The organism is Ideonella paludis (assembly GCF_018069865.1).
Taxonomy (GTDB): domain Bacteria; phylum Pseudomonadota; class Gammaproteobacteria; order Burkholderiales; family Burkholderiaceae_C; genus Ideonella; species Ideonella paludis.
In genome coordinates this window covers 44513-64640 of record NZ_JAGQDG010000004.1, presented here as the reverse complement: position 1 = coordinate 64640, position 20128 = coordinate 44513, and the positions used below count along the sequence as shown (strand labels likewise).

14 protein-coding genes and 1 tRNA gene are annotated in these 20128 nt (G+C 66.6%); 7 read left to right on the top strand and 8 right to left on the bottom strand.

Going from position 1 to position 20128, the window contains the following annotated elements:
- Window positions 1–146: 146 nt before the first annotated feature.
- From dacB to KAK11_RS10675, 4 genes are all read left to right on the top strand, one after another.
- Window positions 147–1604 (top strand): D-alanyl-D-alanine carboxypeptidase/D-alanyl-D-alanine endopeptidase, encoded by a 1458-nt coding sequence (dacB, locus tag KAK11_RS10690; RefSeq protein ID WP_210809094.1) that lies wholly within the window; start codon window positions 147–149, stop codon window positions 1602–1604.
- Window positions 1597–3606 carry a putative bifunctional diguanylate cyclase/phosphodiesterase gene (locus KAK11_RS10685; RefSeq protein WP_210809093.1) on the top strand — a complete coding sequence of 670 codons (2010 nt, stop codon included), beginning with the start codon at window positions 1597–1599 and terminating at the stop codon, window positions 3604–3606. Before dacB ends, KAK11_RS10685 begins: the two co-directional genes overlap by 8 nt.
- Before the next feature lie 57 nt (window positions 3607–3663).
- Window positions 3664–3737, top strand: a tRNA-Gly gene (locus tag KAK11_RS10680).
- A gap of 267 nt (window positions 3738–4004) precedes the next feature.
- Window positions 4005–4676: a histidine phosphatase family protein gene (locus KAK11_RS10675; RefSeq protein WP_210809092.1), complete on the top strand. Its 672-nt coding sequence runs from the start codon at window positions 4005–4007 to the stop codon at window positions 4674–4676.
- On the opposite strand, the gene KAK11_RS10670 is transcribed toward KAK11_RS10675, so the two are convergent.
- The gene (locus KAK11_RS10670; RefSeq protein WP_210809090.1) at window positions 4667–5875 is read right to left on the bottom strand and encodes a hypothetical protein; all 1209 of its coding nucleotides are present in this window, start codon (window positions 5873–5875) and stop codon (window positions 4667–4669) included. The two genes, KAK11_RS10675 and KAK11_RS10670, sit on opposite strands and share 10 nt — an antisense overlap.
- 172 nt (window positions 5876–6047) lie before the next feature.
- Here KAK11_RS10670 and KAK11_RS10665 point away from each other — a divergent pair, with 172 nt between their 5' ends.
- Entirely contained in the window at window positions 6048–7037 is a 990-nt protein-coding gene (locus tag KAK11_RS10665; RefSeq protein ID WP_210809088.1) for a helix-turn-helix transcriptional regulator, read from the top strand.
- Here KAK11_RS10665 and KAK11_RS10660 read toward each other — a convergent pair.
- A complete protein-coding gene (locus KAK11_RS10660; protein ID WP_310737786.1) occupies window positions 7028–8863 on the bottom strand; it encodes an NAD(P)-binding domain-containing protein in 1836 nt (611 codons plus the stop codon). The two genes, KAK11_RS10665 and KAK11_RS10660, sit on opposite strands and share 10 nt — an antisense overlap.
- A complete protein-coding gene (locus tag KAK11_RS10655; RefSeq protein ID WP_210809086.1) occupies window positions 8856–9362 on the bottom strand; it encodes a retropepsin-like aspartic protease family protein in 507 nt (168 codons plus the stop codon). The genes KAK11_RS10660 and KAK11_RS10655 overlap by 8 nt, the downstream gene beginning before the upstream one ends.
- A 32-nt stretch (window positions 9363–9394) precedes the next feature.
- Here KAK11_RS10655 and KAK11_RS10650 point away from each other — a divergent pair, with 32 nt between their 5' ends.
- Complete coding sequence (locus KAK11_RS10650; RefSeq protein ID WP_210809085.1) at window positions 9395–11758, top strand: TonB-dependent receptor plug domain-containing protein; 2364 nt, start codon at window positions 9395–9397, stop codon at window positions 11756–11758.
- On the opposite strand, the gene KAK11_RS10645 is transcribed toward KAK11_RS10650, so the two are convergent.
- The 4 genes from KAK11_RS10645 to KAK11_RS10630 form a co-directional block, all read right to left on the bottom strand.
- Window positions 11755–12033 carry a GNAT family N-acetyltransferase gene (locus KAK11_RS10645; RefSeq protein WP_210809083.1) on the bottom strand — a complete coding sequence of 93 codons (279 nt, stop codon included), beginning with the start codon at window positions 12031–12033 and terminating at the stop codon, window positions 11755–11757. The genes KAK11_RS10650 and KAK11_RS10645 overlap by 4 nt on opposite strands.
- Before the next feature lie 7 nt (window positions 12034–12040).
- Window positions 12041–14185, bottom strand: a complete 2145-nt coding sequence (locus KAK11_RS10640) for a prolyl oligopeptidase family serine peptidase (RefSeq protein WP_310737785.1) — start codon at window positions 14183–14185, stop codon at window positions 12041–12043.
- Between the two features lie 147 nt (window positions 14186–14332).
- Entirely contained in the window at window positions 14333–14905 is a 573-nt protein-coding gene (locus tag KAK11_RS10635) for a YaeQ family protein (protein WP_210809082.1), read from the bottom strand.
- Window positions 14906–14967: 62 nt separating this feature from the next.
- The gene (locus tag KAK11_RS10630) at window positions 14968–16059 is read right to left on the bottom strand and encodes an oxidoreductase (protein ID WP_210809080.1); all 1092 of its coding nucleotides are present in this window, start codon (window positions 16057–16059) and stop codon (window positions 14968–14970) included.
- A 241-nt stretch (window positions 16060–16300) separates the two neighbouring features.
- Here KAK11_RS10630 and KAK11_RS10625 point away from each other — a divergent pair, with 241 nt between their 5' ends.
- A complete protein-coding gene (locus KAK11_RS10625) occupies window positions 16301–18376 on the top strand; it encodes a M3 family metallopeptidase (protein WP_210809078.1) in 2076 nt (691 codons plus the stop codon).
- Here KAK11_RS10625 and KAK11_RS10620 read toward each other — a convergent pair.
- Window positions 18289–20031, bottom strand: a complete 1743-nt coding sequence (locus KAK11_RS10620) for a DEAD/DEAH box helicase (protein ID WP_210809076.1) — start codon at window positions 20029–20031, stop codon at window positions 18289–18291. The genes KAK11_RS10625 and KAK11_RS10620 overlap by 88 nt on opposite strands.
- Window positions 20032–20128: the final 97 nt, after the last annotated feature.

Here is a 20128-nt window from a genome sequence, read left to right as displayed (position 1 = left end):
GGCGCCTCGCTGCTTGAATCAGAGGTGGAAGCGGCTGAGTCGGCGGAGGTGGGGGTGGTCATGCTGGCGTGCAAACGCATATCTGGCAGGGGAAGCAGGCTTACCTTCGGCGCTTGCGCCGCAGCGCTTGGCCCCATGCTGCAGGGATGTGGAAAAGTGTTCCGGATTGTGCCCCAGCCCATCCTGATGCCTTGGGGCAGGTCAGCCGACGCCAGTGCTTGTCGGCCTTGGCTGCAAGTCTGTGCTGGCCTGTGGGCAGCAGCGTGGCTGCAGTGGGCGACACGCTGCAAACCCTGCCCGAGCGCTGTGGCTTGCCGGCCAGCAGCGTGGGCCTGTATGCGCGTGTGGTGGGGCAGGCCCAGCCCTTGGTGGCCATCAACGCCGAGCAGCCCTTTCAGATGGCCTCCACCGCCAAGCTGGTGACCTCGATGGCGGCCCTCGATGTCTTGGGGCCAGAGTTCCGCTGGCGCACCGCCGCCTATTTGGACGGTGAGCTGCGCGACGGCACCTTGTGGGGCGACCTGTGGCTGGTGGGGGGCGGCGATGCCACGCTGGACCACGACAGCCTCCAAGCCTGGATGGCGCAATGGCGCGCCCAAGGCCTGCACCGCATCCAAGGCCATCTGGTGCTGGACCGCCGTGCTTTTGCGCTGACGGCCAAGGACCATGCCTTCACGCCCACGCCCTCTGCCAGCCGACCGCACCATTTGTGGCCCGATGCGCTGATGATCGACCAAGGCCGGGTGCGCGTCAGCCTCAAAGCCGACGCCGATGGACGCCCGCAGGCCACCCTGGCGGGGTCCAAAGTGGCTACCGCGTTCGCGGGCCAGCGTGCCTGCCAACCGGTGCCACAGTGGGCGCGCGATGAGAGCCGCCCTGAAGCCGCCCCCCGACTACAACTGCACGGCGAATGGGCGGCTGCCTGTGGGCCCATGACGGTGGAGGCGGTGCTGCCGCCCGGCCAAGTGGCGCGCATGGCCGTCGCACACGCCTGGGCCCGGGCCGGTGGGCGCCTGACCGGCTCGGTGCTGGACCAGCCCGCTGCGCCCCGCGCCCCCAAGCTCTTCTCGGTGCACCAGTCTGAGCGCCTGCCGGCGCTGCTGCGCGACATCAACAAAACCAGCGACAACTTGGCCGCCCGCCACCTCATGCTGGCCATGTCGCCGGGCTTTCCCAGCCAGGCGGCGACCTTGGCCGGTGCCCAGCGCCGCCTGCAGCAATGGCTGGCGCAACAGGGCTTGGCGCGGGGCGACATTGAGGTCGATTCGGGCTCAGGCCTCTCACGCCAGGAGCGTGCCAAGCCGCGTGCCTTGGCCAGCCTGCTGGAGCGCTTTGCCTATCACCCGCAGGGCATGGCCTTGCTCAGCTCTTTGCCCTTGGCCGGGGTGGACGGTACGATGCAGCATCGCCTGCGCGGCGGGGCGGCCCAGGGCCAGGCCTATCTCAAGACCGGCACGCTGCTGGATACCCGTGCCTTGGCCGGCTACATCAAGACTCGCTCAGGCCATGTGGTGGTGGTGACGGCCCTGATCAACCATCCTCAAGCCGACCGTGCCACCCCGCAGATGGACGGCTGCATTGAATGGCTGGCGCGCCATGCCTGAAGCTCGCCGCTGGCCCACGCTCTCCATCCGCGCGTCGGTGATCATCGGTATCGCCCTGGCTGTGATCATCCCCACCGTCGCCTTGTGGAAGATGGAAGAGCGCTGGACACGGCAAGCCCAGGAGCCGCTGGTCGCCCAGAACCGCCAAGCGGTGTTGGGCTTGATGACGGCTGATTTGGTCACGCCCCTGTGGACCATGGACGAATCAGCCATGCTCTACCGCCTTCAGCGCGGACTGATGGAGCCCTCGGTCAACAGCCTGCGCCTGACCGAGAACCGCCCTTTGAGCAAGCCGGTGGAACTGAGCAAGACCGGCGCCGTGGTGGGCCAAGGGGTGCTGTACAGGGCCGAGGTCCTGCACGAAGGCGAGCGCCTGGGCGAGCTGGAGATTTGGTTCGACCCGCAGCAGATTGAACATGCCCTAGCAGAGCGCCGCACCGGCACCATCCAGCTTGCCGCCCTACAGGTCTTGCTGAGCGGGCTGGTGTTGGTGGTGATTCTGACCCGCCGCCTCTTGGGCCCGATTCAGCGCTTGAAGCAGCAAGCCAGCCAGATGGCGTCCCGCGGCACCGTGGTGCCGACCGAGTGGAACCGCCGCGATGAACTTGGCGAGCTGGGCAGCCACCTCAACGACGTTCACACGCAAGTGGCCGAGCTGTTCGACCAGTTGGAAGGCCAGAAGGCCGAGCTGCAACGCATGGCCTTGCAAGACACGCTCACCGACCTGCCTAACCGGGCCTTGTTCACCGAGCTGGCGCGTGCCTCGGTGGCCGCCGCCCACCGCGACGGTAAGTGCCTGGCCTTGCTGTTCATCGACCTGGATCGCTTCAAGCCTGTCAACGACACCTACGGCCATGCGGCGGGAGATGCGCTGTTGATGACTTTGGCCAAGCGCCTGCGCGCCGTCGTGCGTTCATCCGACGTGGTGGCGCGCCTCAGTGGCGACGAGTTCACCGTGCTGCTGCATGACGCCAGCCAGTGGGACCAGGTCAGTGCCACCGCCGACCGCGTGCTCAAAGAGCTGGAGATGCCGGTGCATCTGCCGGTGGGTGATATCAGCGTCTCGGCCAGCATTGGCGTGGCCTTCTATCCGGCCGATGCGAGCGACCATGAAACCTTGGTCAGCTACGCCGACACGGCCATGTATGCAGCCAAGAACTTAGGCGGCTCACGCACCAGCTTCTTCCGCGAAGAATTCAACCATCAGCTCCAAGCCGCCCTGCAGCTAGAGGCCGAGATGCGCCAGGCGCTGGAGCGCAATGAGTTTGTGCTGCACTACCAACCCCTGGTGGATGCGCGCAGTGGCGCCTTGTTGGGTTGCGAGGCCTTGATCCGTTGGCAGCATCCGATCCGTGGCCTGTTGTCGCCCTTCCACTTCATCCCGGCGGCCGAGCAATGCGGCCTGATCAGTGAGCTGGGCGCCTGGACCATTCGGTCTGCTTGCCAGCAAATTGCGCGCTGGAAGGAGGCTGGCTTGCAGGTGGGCACCGTCGCCGTCAACGTGTCCGCCCTGGAGTTCCGCCACCACCGCTTGCTGGACACCTTGACCACCGCCATTGCGGCCTCGGGCGTGCGCCCCGGCGAGCTGGAGATCGAGCTGACTGAGAGCGTGCTGATGACGGACATTCAGACCACGCAACTGATCATCGAGCGCCTGCATGCCCTGGGCCTGCCCTTGTCGGTGGACGACTTTGGCACCGGCTACTCCTCGCTGTCCTACCTGAAACACTTGCGCCCCGCCAAGCTCAAGATCGACCGTAGCTTCGTCAAAGACCTGCCCGGTGAAGAGGGCGACCAAGTGCTGGTCCGCGCCATCGTCCAACTCGCGCACTCCTTGGGCATCAAAGTGGTGGCCGAAGGCGTGGAGACAGAGGCTCAACAAGCCTTTTTGCGCGACATAGGCTGCGAGATCCTGCAAGGCTATCTCATCAGCCGCCCGCAAGACGCGAAAGGCTTTGAGGCCTTCGCGCGCCGAGTGTCAAACACCTTGGTCGACGCCTGATGCAGCGCCACTCACTTTGGGCCAGTGCTTGCGGTTAGAATCCGCGCCTGCATCTCAGCGGGTGTAGTTCAATGGTAGAACGCTAGCTTCCCAAGCTCGATACGTGGGTTCGATTCCCATCACCCGCTCCAAACGAAGACGCCCCCAGACCGCAAGGTCTGGGGGCGTCGCCGTTTGGCGTGGGCGTTTGGGATGAGACCCACCTGGGTTCGCTCAAGACAGTCCGGTGGACTGTCTTGGACGCTGCGCAGCAGCGGGCCGAGCAACAGGCCCGAGCCTGTTGCGAGCATTCCCATCACCTTCGGTGCACTTTGCGGCGCCCCCTCACTTCGCTTCATGTTGGCATGCTCGTCTCCGCAGTGACAGCCAAAGCCTCGGCCGAGCCGCAGAATCCCCCCATGGCAAAGATCTACCTTGTGCGACACGGCCAAGCCTCATTTGGCGCCGCAGACTACGACCAATTGAGCCCCTTGGGCACGCAGCAGTGTGAGCTGCTGGGCCAGCACTGGCGGGCCATGGGCCTGCGCTTTGACGCGGTGTGGATGGGCAGCTTGAAGCGCCATCGCCAGAGCATGGAAGCCATCGCGGCCGGCCTGGGTGGCTTACCTGAAGCCACGGTGCGCAGCGGGCTCAATGAGTACGACCCAGAGGCCCTCGTGCGGGCGGCCCATGCGGGCCCCTTGCCGACGGGCGACAGCCCCGAGGTACAGCGCCAACATTTCTTGCACCTGCGACAGGGCTTGCTGGGCTGGATCAAGGGGGAAATGGCGCCGGCCGGCCTGCCTTCACATGCCGACTTTTTGGACGGGGTGATGGCGGCCTTGGACGAGGCGCGCCAGCAACCTTGCGCCGAGCACATTCTGGTGGTCTCCAGTGGCGGGCCGATCTCCAACGCGGTGGGGCATGTGCTGCAGGCCGCGCCCGAGGGCGTGGTGGAGTTGAACCTGCGCTTGCGCAACAGTGCGGTGACCGAGTTGCACAGCACCCCGCGCCGCCATGCGGTGATCAGCTTCAACAGCCTGCCCCACTTGGACCAGCCGGGCCGCAGCCACCTGCAAACCTATGCCTGAGAGGCGGCGGCTGCAGTCGTGGCGCTGTAGGGCAGCTTCGCGCCCAGCCGTTTGAAGCCGCTGCGAGCGGGTGCCTGCTGGCTGCTGCGATGAGCACGGCTCACATAGCCACCGGACTCCAAGGCCCAGCCTTCGGTCGCCTGCTCTGGCGCATGGATTTGCACCTGCTGGGTGTGGCCCACCAAGCCTTTGCGCGCGGCTTGGGTCACCAAGTCTTCGGCCTGCTCGGCCGTGAGTTGCAGGGCGAAGCGCTGCCAGCAGCGCATCAGGCGTGGGTCCGCCCAAGCGTCTTCCAGGCGCTCGCGCCATTGGCCTTCGGTCAGCGGGCGGCCGCCGTCCCAGGCACGGGGCAGCAGCCCGTGCACCACCTTGTGAAAGTCTCGCTGCAAGCTGGGGCTGGGCAGCAGCGCAGCCAATTGGCCCAGGCGGGCCGCAAAGCCGGGCCGCGCAATCTGGCGCGTGATGATGACCTGCAGGCCTTGGATGGGGTTGAGCAGGCGCAGGCGGTTGGGCGGCAGCACGCGCAGCGGCACGGCAGCGGCCACCTCGTGCGGCAGCGGGGTGACGAAAGACATCAGCGTGGCCAGGCGGGCCCACTCGGAGCTGCTGAGGGCGTCGCTGTCGTCGCTGTTGCCTGCAGGGCCTGGCGCGGCACCGCCTGCCGCGGATTCGCGCGCTGCGGCCAGCACGGCCATCAGCCGCGCATCGTCCCAGCGCCGGCCCTGCATGGCTTGGGCGGCCCGCAGGCTGATCACGGCCAAATGCCCGGCGGCATAGCCGGCTTCGCCTTGCAGACGGGCCATGCGGGCGGGCTCAAGGTGTTCAGATTCGGCCGTGCCCAGGCCTTGCAAGGCCTGGAGCGGGCGGCGGCTGATCGGGCAGCGCTCTACCCAAAGTTGGGCCAGGTAGTGCGGCGTGACCTGGATCTCTTCAAAGTGGCGGCCGTGCTGCCAAGCCTCCAGGCGCAGGTCCAGCCAAGCCTGCACCGCCGGCGTGGCGGCCAGGGTGCGCGTGCCAAAGGCGGCGCGACCGGCTTCCCAGCCCTGACGCAGCGGGTTTTGCGGCAGCAAATGCTGGGCCGGCGGCAGCAGGCCGTGGCGGGCATGGTCCCAGCCCAAGCCAAAGCCGCAGCGGTCCGCGGCGTAAGGTGCAACGGTGGTGGGGGTGTCATCAGCAAAGGGCAGCGTGGCTTGGGTCATGCTTGTCTCCAACGAAGAAGGGGCCCGTAAGGCAGCGGTGGCTGCCGGTCTGGGGCAGCGTGGAAGCCAGTGTGCAAGGCCATAGGCTCATGGGATGAGCCTGCCAAACTGTGCTGCTGAAACTAGGGTTTTCCGTTGAGGCTCATCTCGTGAGCCTGCGATAAGCTAGGCCATGGACCGCACTGAACGCTTTTACCGGATCGAGCTGCTCATCAAGTCACGCGGCGGCGTGTCGTTTGAGGCCTTGCAGGCGGAGTTGGAGGTCTCGCGCGCCACGCTCAAGCGCGACCTGCAATACCTGCGCGACCGCATGGATGCCCCCATCGTCTACGACCGTTATGACAATGTCTACCGCTTTGGCGACGGTGCGGGGGCCGGAAGCAGCGCCACCGCCACCACCCATGAGCTGCCCGGCGTGTGGTTCAACGAGGCCGAGATCCATGCGCTCTTGACCATGCACCAGCTCATTGCGGGGCTGGACGCTGGGGGCGTGCTCGGGCGGCACTTGCAGCCCTTGCTCGACAAGCTGCACGGCATGCTGGGCACCAGCGAGGGCGAGTCCCGCGAGTTGCTGCGCCGCGTGCGCGTCATCAGCCCGGCGCGCCGCCCTGTGCCCAGCCAGTGGTTCGAGCGGGTAGGCTCAGCCTTGCTCAAGCGCGAGCGCTTGGAAATGCTTTACTTCACCCGGGCGCGCCGCAGTGAGTCGCAGCGCGAGGTCTCACCGCAGCGGCTCACCTATTACCGCAACACCTGGTACCTGGATGCCTGGTGCCACCGCAGCGAGGGCCTGCGCCGGTTTGCGCTGGACGCCGTGCGCAGTGTTCGCGTGCTACCGGCTCGTGCCAAGGATGTGGCCCTCAAAACCGTGCAGGCCGAGCTCGATGGCGGCTACGGCATTTTCTCGGGCAAGGCGCTGCAGACCGCGACGCTGCGCTTCACGCCCGAGGCCGCGCAGTGGGTGGCGGCCGAAGAATGGCACCCCCAGCAAAGCCTGCGCTGGCTGGATGACGGCCATTTGGAGATGAAGCTGCCGTTCACAGACCCCACCGAGCTGGCCATGGACCTGCTGCGCCACGGCCCACAGGTGCAGGTGTTGGCCCCGGCGGGGCTGGCCAAGCTGGTGGCGCAGCAGGCGCGCGAGACCGCTGCGCTTTACGCCTGAGCCCGGAGCCACGCCAAGCGCCCCGCCAGCCGCGCCTGCCGCTCGGGGTTGGCCTGCGCCGCCCCCAAGGCCCACAGCCAGGCGGTGACAAACAGCGTGCGGCCCAGCACGCATTCGTCCAGCAGCGCTGCGCTGGGCGCCACCCCTTGCGCTTCGCGGGCTTGCCACCAACCCTGCAGTGCCGCCTCGGACCAAGCCACCTCGGTGCCCAGCACGCGTGCGCCGGCCACCAGGCAGGCGGCGTCCCACTCCACGGGGCCATGGATGGTGTCTTCCCAGTCTCCCCACAGCGGCCCCTGAGGCGTGGCCCAGACATTGTTGAGGTGGGCATCGCCATGCAGCGCTTGCAGGGCAGGGCAGAGGGCGTGCAGGCGCTGCTGGCAGGCTTGGGTCAGGTGGCGCACCAGGGCCACATCGTCGGGCGCTGCGCCTTGGTGCAGCAAGTAGGGGTCGTCCAGCAGACGATGCACTTCCTCAAACATGCCCCAGTCTGCGCGCAGGGGCAGGCTGGCCTGAGCCAAGGCGGCGTGGCAGGCGGCCAGGGCTTGGCCGGCGGCGATGGGCTCAGGCTGCGCTGTCAAGACCTCGGCCCGCTGCCACAGGCTGATGTGCCAGGTGCGGCCCTGCGACACCCAGGCATGCGGCCCAGCCAGATGGCGGTGTGCGCCAGCGATGGCACTCACCGCAGGCCGCACCGCAGGCGCGCCTGCGTGGGCCAAGGCCTGGGCCACGGCCATCTCGTGCTGGGCTTGCTCGGCCGCGCGCCAGCGCGCCGTGCCGGTGGCTACGCGGGCCACCATGCCATGCGGCGGCAGGCCCACCGCCAGGTTGGAAAAGCGGCCCAGCACCTGGGCCTGCACGCCGCCCAGCCCCAAGTGGGCCGCAAGCTCGGTGCAGGCGCGCAGGGCGGCGGCTTCATCCTGTGCGGCGGCAGGCTCGGGCTGCCCGCCCGCCTGCAGGAACAGGCTGGCGTCGTCCAAGGCGCCCAGGCCCTGCTCACAGGCCTGGGCAAAGCGCTGAGCGGCCATCTGGCCTAAGCCCGGTGTGGGCGAGCCTGCCAGGGCGCAGGCCTCTAGGGCCAGGCGGCTGTCTTTGGCCAGCAAGGTGGTGTGGGCGCGAGGGGCAAAGTCGTTGTCCAGCGCCCGGCGCAGGCGGTCGCTGCCGATCCAGCTTTGGCCGCTGCTGGCCTCGATCACGCTGAGGGTTTGGCGGGCGTTCAGCCCCCACTGCTGGGCCAGGGCCAAGACTTCGGCCGCACCGGCCAGGTTGATGGCGGCCAGCAAGTTGTTCAAGAGCTTGGTGCGCGCTGCGTCACCGGCTTTGTCGCTGATGACAAAGCGTTGTCGGGCCAGGGTGCTGAGCAAGGCCTCGTGGGCTTGCAGCACGAAGGGGGGCCCGGCCAGCATCAGACTCATCTCGCCCTGTTGGGCTCGCAGTGGGCCACCGGACATGGGTGCATCCATCACGGTGACGCCCAGGGCGGCCAAGCGCGCCGCGGCGTCTTCCACGTCCTGCGGCCCCAGGGTGGGGCAGAGCCACACCACATCCCCAGGGCGGGCCTGGGTGTGCAGGCCGTGGTCGCCCCACAGCACCTCGGCGGTTTGCGCGGCATCGACCACCACCACCAGCGTTTGGCGGCAATGCTGGGCGACTTCAGCGGCGTGGCGGGCCACGGTGGCCCCCAGCGCCTTGGCCGCTTTGCAGCGTTGCGGGTCAATGTCGTGGACCACCACGGGCCAGCCTTCAGAGCGCAGTCGCTGCAGCAGGGCAAAGCCCATATTGCCGATGCCGACGAGGCCGATGGGGGGCTTGCCAGGCTCAGTCACGCGGGGCCTCCGGCAGGCGCAGCGTCATCACGCCTTGGCCTTGCTCCAGGCGCAGCCGGCCCAGCACATCCATGCCCAGCAAAGGCGCGTCGGAGAGGCTGGGCAGCACGGAGATGGCCATGCGGTCCAGGGTGAAGCCGCCTTCCAAGGCCAGATCGACCGTGCTGCGCCAGCCTTCGGCCTCTCCGGAGGCCGTGCGCGCCACAAAGCGCGGGCCCTGGGGCAGGCCCAGGGCTTGGGCCACGTCGCCGGGCAGCACCGAGCTGGTGGCACCGGTGTCGATCAAAAACACCACCTCGCGCTGGCCCTTGGGGCCGCTGAGCGTGGCTGGCCAGTGGTAGTGGCCATCGGCGGCCCGCTGCAGGGTCACCTGGCCTTGGCTCCACTGGATGCGGGGTTTGGCGCGCTCATGCAGCCACCATTGAAAGGCTAAAAAAATGACAGTGCCCAGCAGCAACCAGAGGGTCAGCAGCTTGAGGGTCTTGGGTGGCTCGTTCATGGCTGCCATTGTGCGGCGTTGGTGCGGCGTTGGTGCGCCGCTCGCGCCGGGCTGCTTTTCTGTTTCTGCAGCGCAAAGTCAAGACCCTCTGGACCCAAGGCGGTGCGGCCCTGGATGAAAATGCCTTGATTCCTGAACTGACCGGCCCACCTGTGAGCGCCATGCCCATGCCTTTTACCACGCTGCCATTTTCCAAGTCTGCTTTGGCGCTGGCCGCCAGCATGGTGGCAGCCAGTGCCACTTGGGCACAAAGCCCTGCGGCCGAGGCCCCGGCCAAGCCGGAGCCTGCACCGGCGGCCAAGCCGGCCGCAACACCCACCGAGCGCGTGACCGTCAAGGGCACGCGCACCGAGGACGAGCAGCGGCGCCAGTCCACCGCCGCCAAGATCATCATTGGCCGCGAGGAGCTGGACAAGTTCGGCGACACCTCTCTGGGCGAGGTGATGAAGCGCCTGCCCGGTGTCACCACCGACGGCCGACCCGGCCGGGGGGGCAACCCGCGCATGCGCGGCTTGGGGGCGGGCTACACGCAGATCTTGATCGACGGGGAGCGCGTGCAAGGCGGGCTGTCGCTGGACTCCATCAGCCCCGACCAGATCGAGCGCATCGAGATCATCCGGGCCCCCACGGCTGAGACGGGCGCCCGCGCCATTGGCGGCACCATCAACATCATCACCCGCGAGGGCTTCACCAAGCGGCTCAACGACCTGAAGTTGGGCGTGGGGGTCGAGCGCGGCGAGCCCGGTGGCTTTGTGGGCTGGACCCGCGACGACCAGATCGACAGCTTCAACTACAACGTCTCGGCCACCGCCTGGCGGCGCCAGGGCAAGGAGTCCTCCACAACGACCACCACCACCCCCGAGAGGGTGCAGGTGGAGCGTGCCCAGAGCACCGACGAACGCCAAGGCCTGCACGCCAGCGCCCGGCTGCAATGGCGGCTGAGTGAGACGGACAACCTGATGATCATGCCCATGATGGTGGTCTCCAAGGGCTCGGGGACGCGGCAGGCCAGCTTCAGCCACCAACCGGTGGCCTGCGATGGCCAAGCGCCGTTTAACCGCCAGTTGCTGTGCAGCACCACGGGCGAGAACGACAGTGACTTCGCCCTGGTGCGCTTGAATGGCCAATGGCGAACCACGGTGGATGGATGGCGCCTGGAAACCCGAGGCGGTGTGAGCCAATCGCGCAGCACCGGGCAGTCGCAGCGCTTAGAGAGCGTTGACGGTGGCAGCACGCCGGATGTGGTGCAAGACCACACCCGCAGCACCGAGCGCACCCAGCAGATCAACCTCAAGGGCAGCAAGCTGCTCGATAACGACCACAACTTGGTGTTTGGCTTGGAAGCCGAAGCCGCTCAGCGCGATGACCAGCGCGAGCCCTTGCTCAACGGTCAGCCGCGTCTGGTGGGCTTTGGTGACAACCTGGCCGCCTCCACACGGCGCGTGGCCCTGTTTGGGCAAGACGAATGGAGCCTGACACCGCAATGGGCGGTGCATGGTGGCTTGCGCTGGGAAGGCATCCGCACCCAAGGCGAGCCACTGGGAGAATTACCGGCGGTGAGCAACACCAGCAGCGTGGTCACGCCTTTGCTGCATGCACTGTGGCGGCCCGAGCCCAAGAGCCGCGACCAGGTGCGCATCAGCCTGACGCGCAGCTACAAATCCCCCACGCTGACCCAACTGGTGGCCTGGCCCAGCCTCGCCACCCGCAACAGCGAAACCTCGCCCGACCGCGCCGGCAACCCAGCCCTGCAGCCCGAGTTGGCCACTGGCATTGACTTGGCGGCCGAGCGCTACCTGCCCGGTGGCGGCTTGTTGAGCGTCAACCTGTTCCACCGCCGCATCACGGACCTGATGCGCTCCGTGGTGTCTTTGGAGGACGTGTCGTGGTCGGCCACGCCGCGCTATGTGTCCAGACCTCAAAACGTCGGGCGAGCGACCACACAAGGCGTGGAATTGGAGGCCAAAGGGCGGCTCACGGAATGGGTGCAAGACGCGCCACAGGTGGACCTGCGCGCCAATCTGAGCCTGTATGTGTCGCGTGTGGACAGCGTGGTCGGGCCGAACAATCGCTTGGACAGCCAGCCCGGTGGTACTTTGAACATCGGCGCCGACTGGAAGGTCAAGGACATGCCCCTCACCGTGGGCAGCAGCGTCTCTTACACCCCAGGCTACACCACCCGCCTGGCCGAAAACCAATGGCTGGAGCAGCCCACCAAGCGGGTCATTGATGCCTATGCCTTGTGGAGCTTCAGCTCAGCGTGGCGCCTGCGCGTGTCGCTCAGCAATTTGGCGCCGCTGGACACCGGCTCGACCTCTCAAGTGGGTGACGAAGTCGCGCAGACGGTGTCGCCTACCGCCATGACCTGGCGGGCGCAGTTGGAAATCAAGATTTAAGCCAGAAGGTCGGCGGCCTCAGGGTGCCGCCGCATCCACACCACCACATAGCTGCACAGCGGCTTGATCTTCAAGCCGTGCTCTCGCGCATGGGCCACAGCGGCGGCCACCAACTGGCTGGCCAAGCCGCGGCCCTCCAGTGCCGGGGGCACGCCGGTGTGGTTCATCCACATCACACCGTCCTTCAGGCGGTAGGTGGCTTCGCAGAGCAAGCCGTCCACCGTCAGCTCAAAGCGCTGGGCCGCGGCATTGTGGGTAACGGTAGGCTGGCTCATGTTTGGGTTAACGCTTGAGTTGTTGCCAGAGGAAGGCGAACTCCAGGGCCAGACGGTCGGCCGCTTGGGAGTTGTCGGCCGCAGCGCCGTGGCCGCCTTCGATGTTCTCGTAGTACAGCACTTGGTGGCCTTGCTCGATCATCCGCGCGGCCATCTTGCGGGCGTGCGCAGGGTGGACGCGGTCATCGCGCGTCGAGGTCACAAAGAAGACCTTGGGATAGGTCTTGCCCTTGCTCACGTTCTGGTAAGGGCTGTACTTGGAGATGTAAGCCCACTCTTCGGGCACATCCGGGTTGCCGTATTCGGCCATCCAGCTCGCACCGGCCAGCAGGGTGTGGAAGCGGCGCATGTCCAGCAGCGGCACTTGGCAGACCACGGCATTGAACAGCTCAGGGCGCTGCACCATCACTGCACCCACCAGCAGGCCGCCGTTGCTGCCGCCCTGGATGCCCAGGTGGCGCGGCGAGGTGACTTTGCGGGCAATCAGGTCTTCGGCCACGGCCGCAAAGTCGTCATAGCTCTTTTGCTTATTGGCCTTGATGGCGGCTTGGTGCCAGCCTGGGCCATATTCACCACCACCGCGGATATTGGCCACCACCAGCACGCCGCCCTTGGTGAACCAGGCTGTGCCATAGCCGCCCGAGTACCAGGGCTGCATCGACTGCTCAAAGCCGCCGTAGCCGTAGAGCAAGGTGGGGTTTTTGCCATCGTCCACGCGGTTTTTGGCACCGATCACAAAGTAGGGCACTTTGGTGCCGTCCTTCGATGTCGCAAAGTGCTGCTCGGCCTTGACGGTCGAGGCGTCAAAAAACGCCGGGCGCGACTTGATGCGCTCCAGGCCGTCTTTACCCGCTTCACCCAGGTAGAGCGAATCAGGCGTGACGAAGTCGGTGTAGGTCAGCATGAAGTGCTCGGCCCAGGGGTCATTGCTGACTTGCGGGTCATGCAGGGCCGACAGGCCCAGCGTGCCGGGGAAGGGCGCAGCGATGTCACGCTTCTTCCACTGGCTGCCCTCAAAGCGCCAGGCTTCGGCGCGGCCGGCCACGTTGTCCAGCACGCTCAGCAGCACCTGGCTGCGGGTGAGCGAGAAGCCCGCCAGCGAGCGGGTCGCGGTGGGGGTGAACAAGGCGGTGAAGTCTCGCTGGCCCTTCAGGTAGGCCTGAGCGTCGCCCACCAACAAGCTGCCACGCGGCCAAGTGACCTCGCCCTTGCTGCTTTTGACCTTCCAGTCGCTGCGCAACTCCACCAGCACGCGCTCGCGCCAGAAGCTGAACTGGGCATCGGCAGGCTTGTCCACTTTGACGGGTGCTTGGCCTTCGGTCCATACAAACATCTGGCTGGTGTAGAAGCTGTCGGCGCGGCTGAAGGTGACGCGCTTAAAGCCAGGCGTGTGGTCCACATTGGCGCCAGCCGCCACATCGGTTTTTTCGCCTTCAAACACGGTGGTGGCAGCACTCAAGGCCTGGCCACGCTGCCAGAGCTTGACCACGCGCGGATAGCCCGAATCCGTTTGTGAGCCGGGGCCAAAGTCGGTGCCCACGAAGAGGCGGTTTTGGTCCAGCCAAGTCACATCCGTCTTGGCCTCGGGCAAGTTGAAGCCGTCTTTGACGAACTGCTTGGTGGCGGTGTCGAACTCGCGCACCACCACGGCGTCTGCACCGCCGCGCGAGAGCAGCAGCAGGCAGCGGGTGGAGGCGCCGTCCAGGCAACGCGCACCCTTCCAAACCCAGTTTTCGTTCTCGGCTTTGCCCAAGGCGTCCAAATCCAACAGCACTTCCCACTGCGGATTGGGCTTGCGGTACTCCGTCAGGCTGGTGCGGCGCCACAGGCCACGTGGGTTGCTCTTGTCGCGCCAGAAGTTGACAAAGTAGTCGCCGTCCCGTTGGGCATAGGGGATGCGGTCGGTCGAATCCAAAATCTCGCGGAAGCGCTGCTTGTTGCTGGCGAAATCAGGGTGCGCTTCCAGCACCGCGCGCGAGGCGGCATTGCGCTCTCGCACCCACGCCAAGGGCTTCTCGCCTTGTACGTCCTCCAGCCACAAGTAGGGGTCTTCAGGGGCCGGGGCGGCAGCGTGGGCAACAGGTGTCATGGTCATCAGGCTGGTGGCTCCGATCAGGGCCAGCATCAGGCGGCGAGAAAAGGGGTGTGTCATGGGCAGCGCGGGTGGCGTTGGGACGAAAAAGGCCGCGGCTGCCGGGTAGGCGTGCGGCGGCTGGAGTGTCGGGCGCCATGATAGGCCAGCGCCGCAGGGGCTGCAGAGCCCTGCCGCCCGACCCAGGCCCGAGAACTTGGGGGGCGATTACCCTCGGCTGGGCTTCAGGCTGCGCAGGGCGATGGGCTCTACTTGCACCGAGCTTTGCCCGTCGCCCACCCAGATGGCACCGTCTTGCACCGTCACCTGCAATTGCATGCTGCGTTGGGCCAGCGCGGCCAAGGCCTTGCTGGTCTCAGGGGGCACCTGCCAAACCTCTAAATTGCTCAGGCGTGAGAGCTTGCCTTCCATGCTGCTCCACCACACCGGCACCGCGCTGCTGTAGGCCCACAAGCGCACCACCTCGGCCCGGCCGCAGGCCTTGATCAGGCGGCGCTCATCCAGGGGCTGGCCCACCTCGATCCACTGCACCAACTGCCCGGTCAGGTCTTTTTGCCACAGGTCAGGCTCTTCGGTGTCCGACAAGCCGCCCGCAAAAGTCAGTGCGCCTTGCAGGTCGTCGGCGGGCACGCTCATCGCAAAGGCCAGCAGCCGCATCATCATGCGCTCGTCCGTCTCCGAGGGGTGACGCGCCAACGTCAGCGCATGGTCGGCATAGAGGTGGCGGTCCATGTCTGCAATCTGCAGCTGAGCCTTGTAAATGGTGGATTTGAGAGCCATGGGCGCGGTGTCGTTCCAACAAAAAGCCCCTGAGGCTCAGGGGTGGCCGAGTGTAGCTGTGCTCAGGAGACGATCTGGACGCTCAGCTCCGCCCGGCGCGCCGCACTCTCCCGCCCCAGGTCCAGCAGTTGCATCACCGCCAAGGCTTGGCGCGGCGGCACGGGGTTGGGGCCGTGGCCGCGCAGCGCGGCGGCCACGGCGGCGTAGTAGTGCGGGTAGCGGCCGGGCAGGGTGGGCCAGGCTTGGGTGTGGCGCTGGTCGGGTTGGGCGGGGTCGGTGGCTTGGGTCAGCTCGCCCGCTTGGGGGTCGTGGCCCCAGTGTTCGGGCTGTGCTGGGTCGGGCAGGGTGCCCGCACGCAGTGCGTCTTCTTGAGCGTCCAGGCCCCATTTACGGTAGCTGCCGCGCGTGCCGTGCACCACAAAGCGCGGGGCGGCATGGGCGGCCAGGGTGCTGGCGCTGAGGTGAACGCGCAGGCCAGAGGCATAGCGCAGCTCGCAGGCAAACCAGTCATCGGCCTGGCCGCCGTCGCGCAGGGTGGCGATGTCGGCATACAGCGCCGCAGGGGCGCCAAAGCACTGCAGCGCTTGGTCCAGCAAATGCGGTGCGAGGTCTATCCACAAGCCACCGCCGGGGCCGGCAGCCTCGCGCCAGCGCTGGCGCACCAAGGGGCGAAAGCGGTCGAAATGCGAGGCCATGCGCACCACTCGCCCCAGCTCACCTTGGGCCAGCAGCGCTTGCAGGGTTAAAAAGTCGCCGTCCCAGCGGCGGTTGTGAAACACGCTCAAGAACAAGCCCTTGGCCTCGGCCAGGTTCACCAAGGCTTGTGCCTCGGCGGCATGCAATGTGAAGGGCTTGTCCACCACCACCGCTTTGCCCGCCTGCAGCGCAGCGTGAGCCAAGGCAAAGTGGCTGTCGTTGGGGCTGGCCAAGACGACGAGGTCGACCTCAGGGCTGGCGATCAAGGCCAATGGATCGGCCCAGACTTGGGTGTGGGGCCCGAGTTGGGCGTGGACCTCGGCGGGCTGGCTGCTGGCCACGGCGCAGAGCTGCAAACCGGGTGTGGTGCGCAGCAGCGGGGCATGAAACGTGCGCCCGGCAAAACCGAAGCCGACAAGTCCGACGCGCAAGAAGGGGGCAACAAAGGCGGTGCTCATGGTGGGCAAATAGGGCGGGGCAGGGTGGCGAGCCCCCTTGTTTGAGGCGGCCTGCCACCCGGCTATTGGGGTCTTTGGCGAGGCGTGTCCCAGGGCATCGGTGGCATCATTCTTTGATGATTCAGTGCGCCCAAGACCACACGTCTTCAGCCTCAGGGAGTGTCTGGCGGGATTATTCCTTGCGCGGCGCCTTGGCCGGTGCACTGCTGCTTTTCATGTCGTCACCCACGATTGGACTTTCATGCCATTAGATCCTGTTGCGCCCAACCCTCTGCTTTTGCCCTGGAGTGGGCCTTTCGGCCTGCCGCCTTTTGCGCAAATCGCCCCCGCCCACTTCGGCCCGGCCCTGCAAGAAGCCATGCGCCAGCAGATCGCCGAGTTAGACGCGATTGGTGCGGCCACCGAGCTGCCCAGCTTTGACAACACCGTGGTGCCCTTGGACAAAGCGGGTGCTTTGCTCTATCGCATCGAAGCCGTGCTCTCCAACCTGACGTCGTCGCAAACCTCACCGGAGCTGCAAGCCGTGCAGCGCGATACCGCTGCGTTGCTGGCGGCCCATGACAGCCAGGTCAAGATGCACCCGGGGGTGTTCGCGCGTTTGGACGCCTTGCATGAGCGGCGCCATGCCCTGGAGTTGGCGCCGGAACAACTGCGTTTACTGGAGCGATTGCACCAAGACGCAGTGCGCGCGGGGGCTCGCTTTGACGCCGAGGCTCAGGCGCGCTACTCCAGCATCATGCAGCAGTTGGCCGAGCTGACCACCCGCTTTGCGCAAAACGTGCTGGCCGATGAATCCAGCTATCAATTGCTGTTGCTAGGCGAGGCCGATTTGGCCGGCCTGCCCGGTTTTGTGCGGGCCGCAGCGGCCCAAGCAGCGGTGGAGCGGGGCTTGCCCGCCGGCAGCCATGTGATCACGCTGTCGCGCTCCCTGATCGTGCCTTTCTTGACCTTCTCCGAGCGGCGCGACCTGCGCGAAACCGCTTGGCGCGCCTGGAACGCGCGCGGCGAGACGGGTGGCGAGACGGATAACCGTGAGGTCGCCCGGCAGATCTTGGTGCTGCGCCAAGCCCAGGCCGAAGCTCACGGCTATGCCTGCTATGCCGACTATGCGCTGGCCGACACCATGGCCGGCTCGCAAAAGGCGGTGTTCGATCTGCTGAACGAGGTTTGGCAGCGGGCCTTGCCAGCGGCTGAGCGCGAGCGCCAAGCCTTGATTGCGATGATGCGCAGCCATGGCGTGGCGGGCGAGCCCGAGGCCTGGGACTGGCGCTATTGGTCTGAAAAGGTTCGCCAAGCACGCTTCAGCATTGAAGAGTCCGAGCTCAAGCCCTACTTCCCGCTGGACCGCATGGTCGAGGCGGTGTTCGACTGCGCCCAGCGCCTGTTCGGCGTGCGTTTTGAAGCCCGACCTGAGGTGGCGGCCTATCACCCTGATGTGAAGGTCTATGAGGTGTTTGACGCCCAGGGCCGCAGCGCCGGAGTCTTCTTGCACGACAACTTTGCGCGCCAGACCAAGCGCTCAGGCGCCTGGATGAGTGACTTCAACTACCAGTCCCGTAACCGGGGGGTTGAGCGACCCATCATCGTCAACAACAACAACTTCGCCAAGGGCGCGCCGGGCGAGCCCACGCTGCTGTCCTTTGATGACGCGCGCACGCTGTTCCATGAGTTTGGCCATGGCCTGCACGGCTTGCTTTCTCGGGTGACCTATCACCGCCTCGCGGGCACACAGGTGCTGCGCGACTTTGTCGAGCTGCCGTCGCAGTTGTTTGAGCATTGGCTGGCCGAGCCGCAAGTGCTGCGCCAACATGCCCGCCATTGGCAGACGGGTGAGCCGATTCCGGATGCGCTGGTGCAGCGCCTGCAAGCGGCGCAGCGCTGGGGCCAGGGCTACGAGACGGTGAGCTATTGCGGCAGCGCCTTGGTGGACTTGGAGATCCACGCGCAAAGCACGCCACCGGCCGATATCGTGGCCTTCGAGCAGGCCGCATTGCAGCGCCTGTGCATGCCACGCGCCGTGGGCATGCGGCACAGGCTGCCGCACTTTCAGCACCTCTTCGCCGGTGCGTCGTATGCCTCGGGCTACTACGTCTACCTGTGGGCTGAGGTGCTGGATGCCGATGCCTACGATGCCTTCATCGAGGCGGGCAATCCCTTTGATGCCGACGTGGCGGCGCGCTTGCACCGCCACATCTATGCCAGCGGCGACACGGTCGCGCCGCAGGCGGCTTACACCGCTTTCCGCGGACGCTTGCCGTCGCTGGTGCCCTTGCTCACAAAGCGGGGCTTGCTGGACGAAGGCGCACCATCGGTGTGATGGTGAGGGGCACGCTCGCCGCGGAAGGGGGCGTGGTCGCCACCCGCGCGGGGCTTGCCACCCCAGCTCGGACGGCTGGCAGGTGCGTGGTGACCACCACCGCCAAAGCCGTTCTCGGCACGGTGGCCGTCACGTTGGGGGCGGTCACCGCCGTATGAGCGTTCACCCCCAAAGCTGCGCTGCTCACCGCCGTCGCGGTTGAAGTAACCCTGAGGGCGCTCGCCGAAGGGAGTCTTGGGGGTGTAGGGGCGCTCGCCACGCGGGGCGGGGGCAAAGCGGTCGCCACCACCGCCGAAGCTGCGGCTGGGCTTGGGGCCGACTTGGTAAGGGCGGTCGCCATAGGGCGGGCGGTCGCCTTGCGGCCGGTCACCCCAATGGCCTTGGCCACGGTCGCCACCATAGTTGTTGGGGCGGCCATAGCTGCCACCGCGGCTGGGGCCACGGCGGTCGCCACCAAAAGCGGGGCGGCCGCTCATGTCAGGGGCTGCGCGGCGCGGCTCCAGGCCTTCCACCGTTGCCACGGGGATGGGCTGGGTGGTGTAGTGCTGGATGCGGCGGATCATGGACACATCACGGCGCTCGGCCAAGGTGATGGCACGGCCTTCGCGGCCCGCACGGCCGGTGCGGCCAATGCGGTGCACATAGTCTTCCGCCTTGAGCGGCAGGCCGTAGTTCACCACGTGGGTGATGGTGGGCACGTCGATGCCGCGGGCGGCCACATCAGTGGCCACCAAGATGCGCAATTGGCGGCTGCGCAACGCAGACAGCACGCGGTTGCGGCGGCCTTGCGGCATGCCGCCGTGCAGGGCTGCGACAGAATGGCCCATTTCGCCCAGGCGCTCGGCCAGGCGGTCGGCATCGATCTGGGTGCTGGTGAAGACCACGGCTTGGTCGACTTCACGCTCGGTCAGCAAGTGGTCCAGCAAGGCATGCTTGTGGTCCAGGTCGTCAGCCCACATCAGTTGCTGGGTGATGTTCTCGTGCTTGGCGGTGTGGGCGGCAATCTCGATGCGCTCCACGTCGTCCTTCTGCAGCGACTGGGCCAGGCGGCCCACTTCACCGGCGAAGGTGGCACTGGCCATCAGGGTTTGGCGCTTGATCGGCAAGGCTTGGGCAATGTGCTCGATGTCGTCGATGAAGCCCATGTCCAGCATGCGGTCGGCTTCGTCCAGCACCAGCATCTCGACGTTCTCAAGAATCGCCTTGCCGCTGCCGAGGTGGTCGATCAGACGGCCGGGGGTGGCGATCAGGATGTCCAGCGGCATGCGCAGGGCGCGCAATTGGTTGGCATAAGGCACGCCGCCGACGATGGTGGCCACACTGAGGTAGGGCACAAAGCGGCCATAGTCGGCTGCGGCCTTGGCGACTTGCATGGCCAACTCACGGGTGGGCACCAGCACCAGAATGCGCGGGCCACGCACTTCGCCACGCTTGGGCTTTTGGGCGGGGTCTTTGCGTGCTTCCAGAACGCGCATCAGCGCAGGCAGCACGAAAGCGGCGGTCTTGCCGCTGCCGGTGCTGGAGCAGACGCGCAGGTCGCGGCCCGCCAAGGCGGCAGGCACAGCGCGGGCTTGAACGTCGGTGGGGTTTTCGTAGCCTGCGGTTTGAAGTGCGCGCAGAAGGGCCTCATCGAGGCCAAGGGATTCGAATGTCATAACAGTCCTGTGCACCGACCAAGCTATCGCTCACACCATGCAAGGTGCGAAACGCAAGCCGAATCGGACGTGCGGTGGGGCATAAACATCGCCGCCG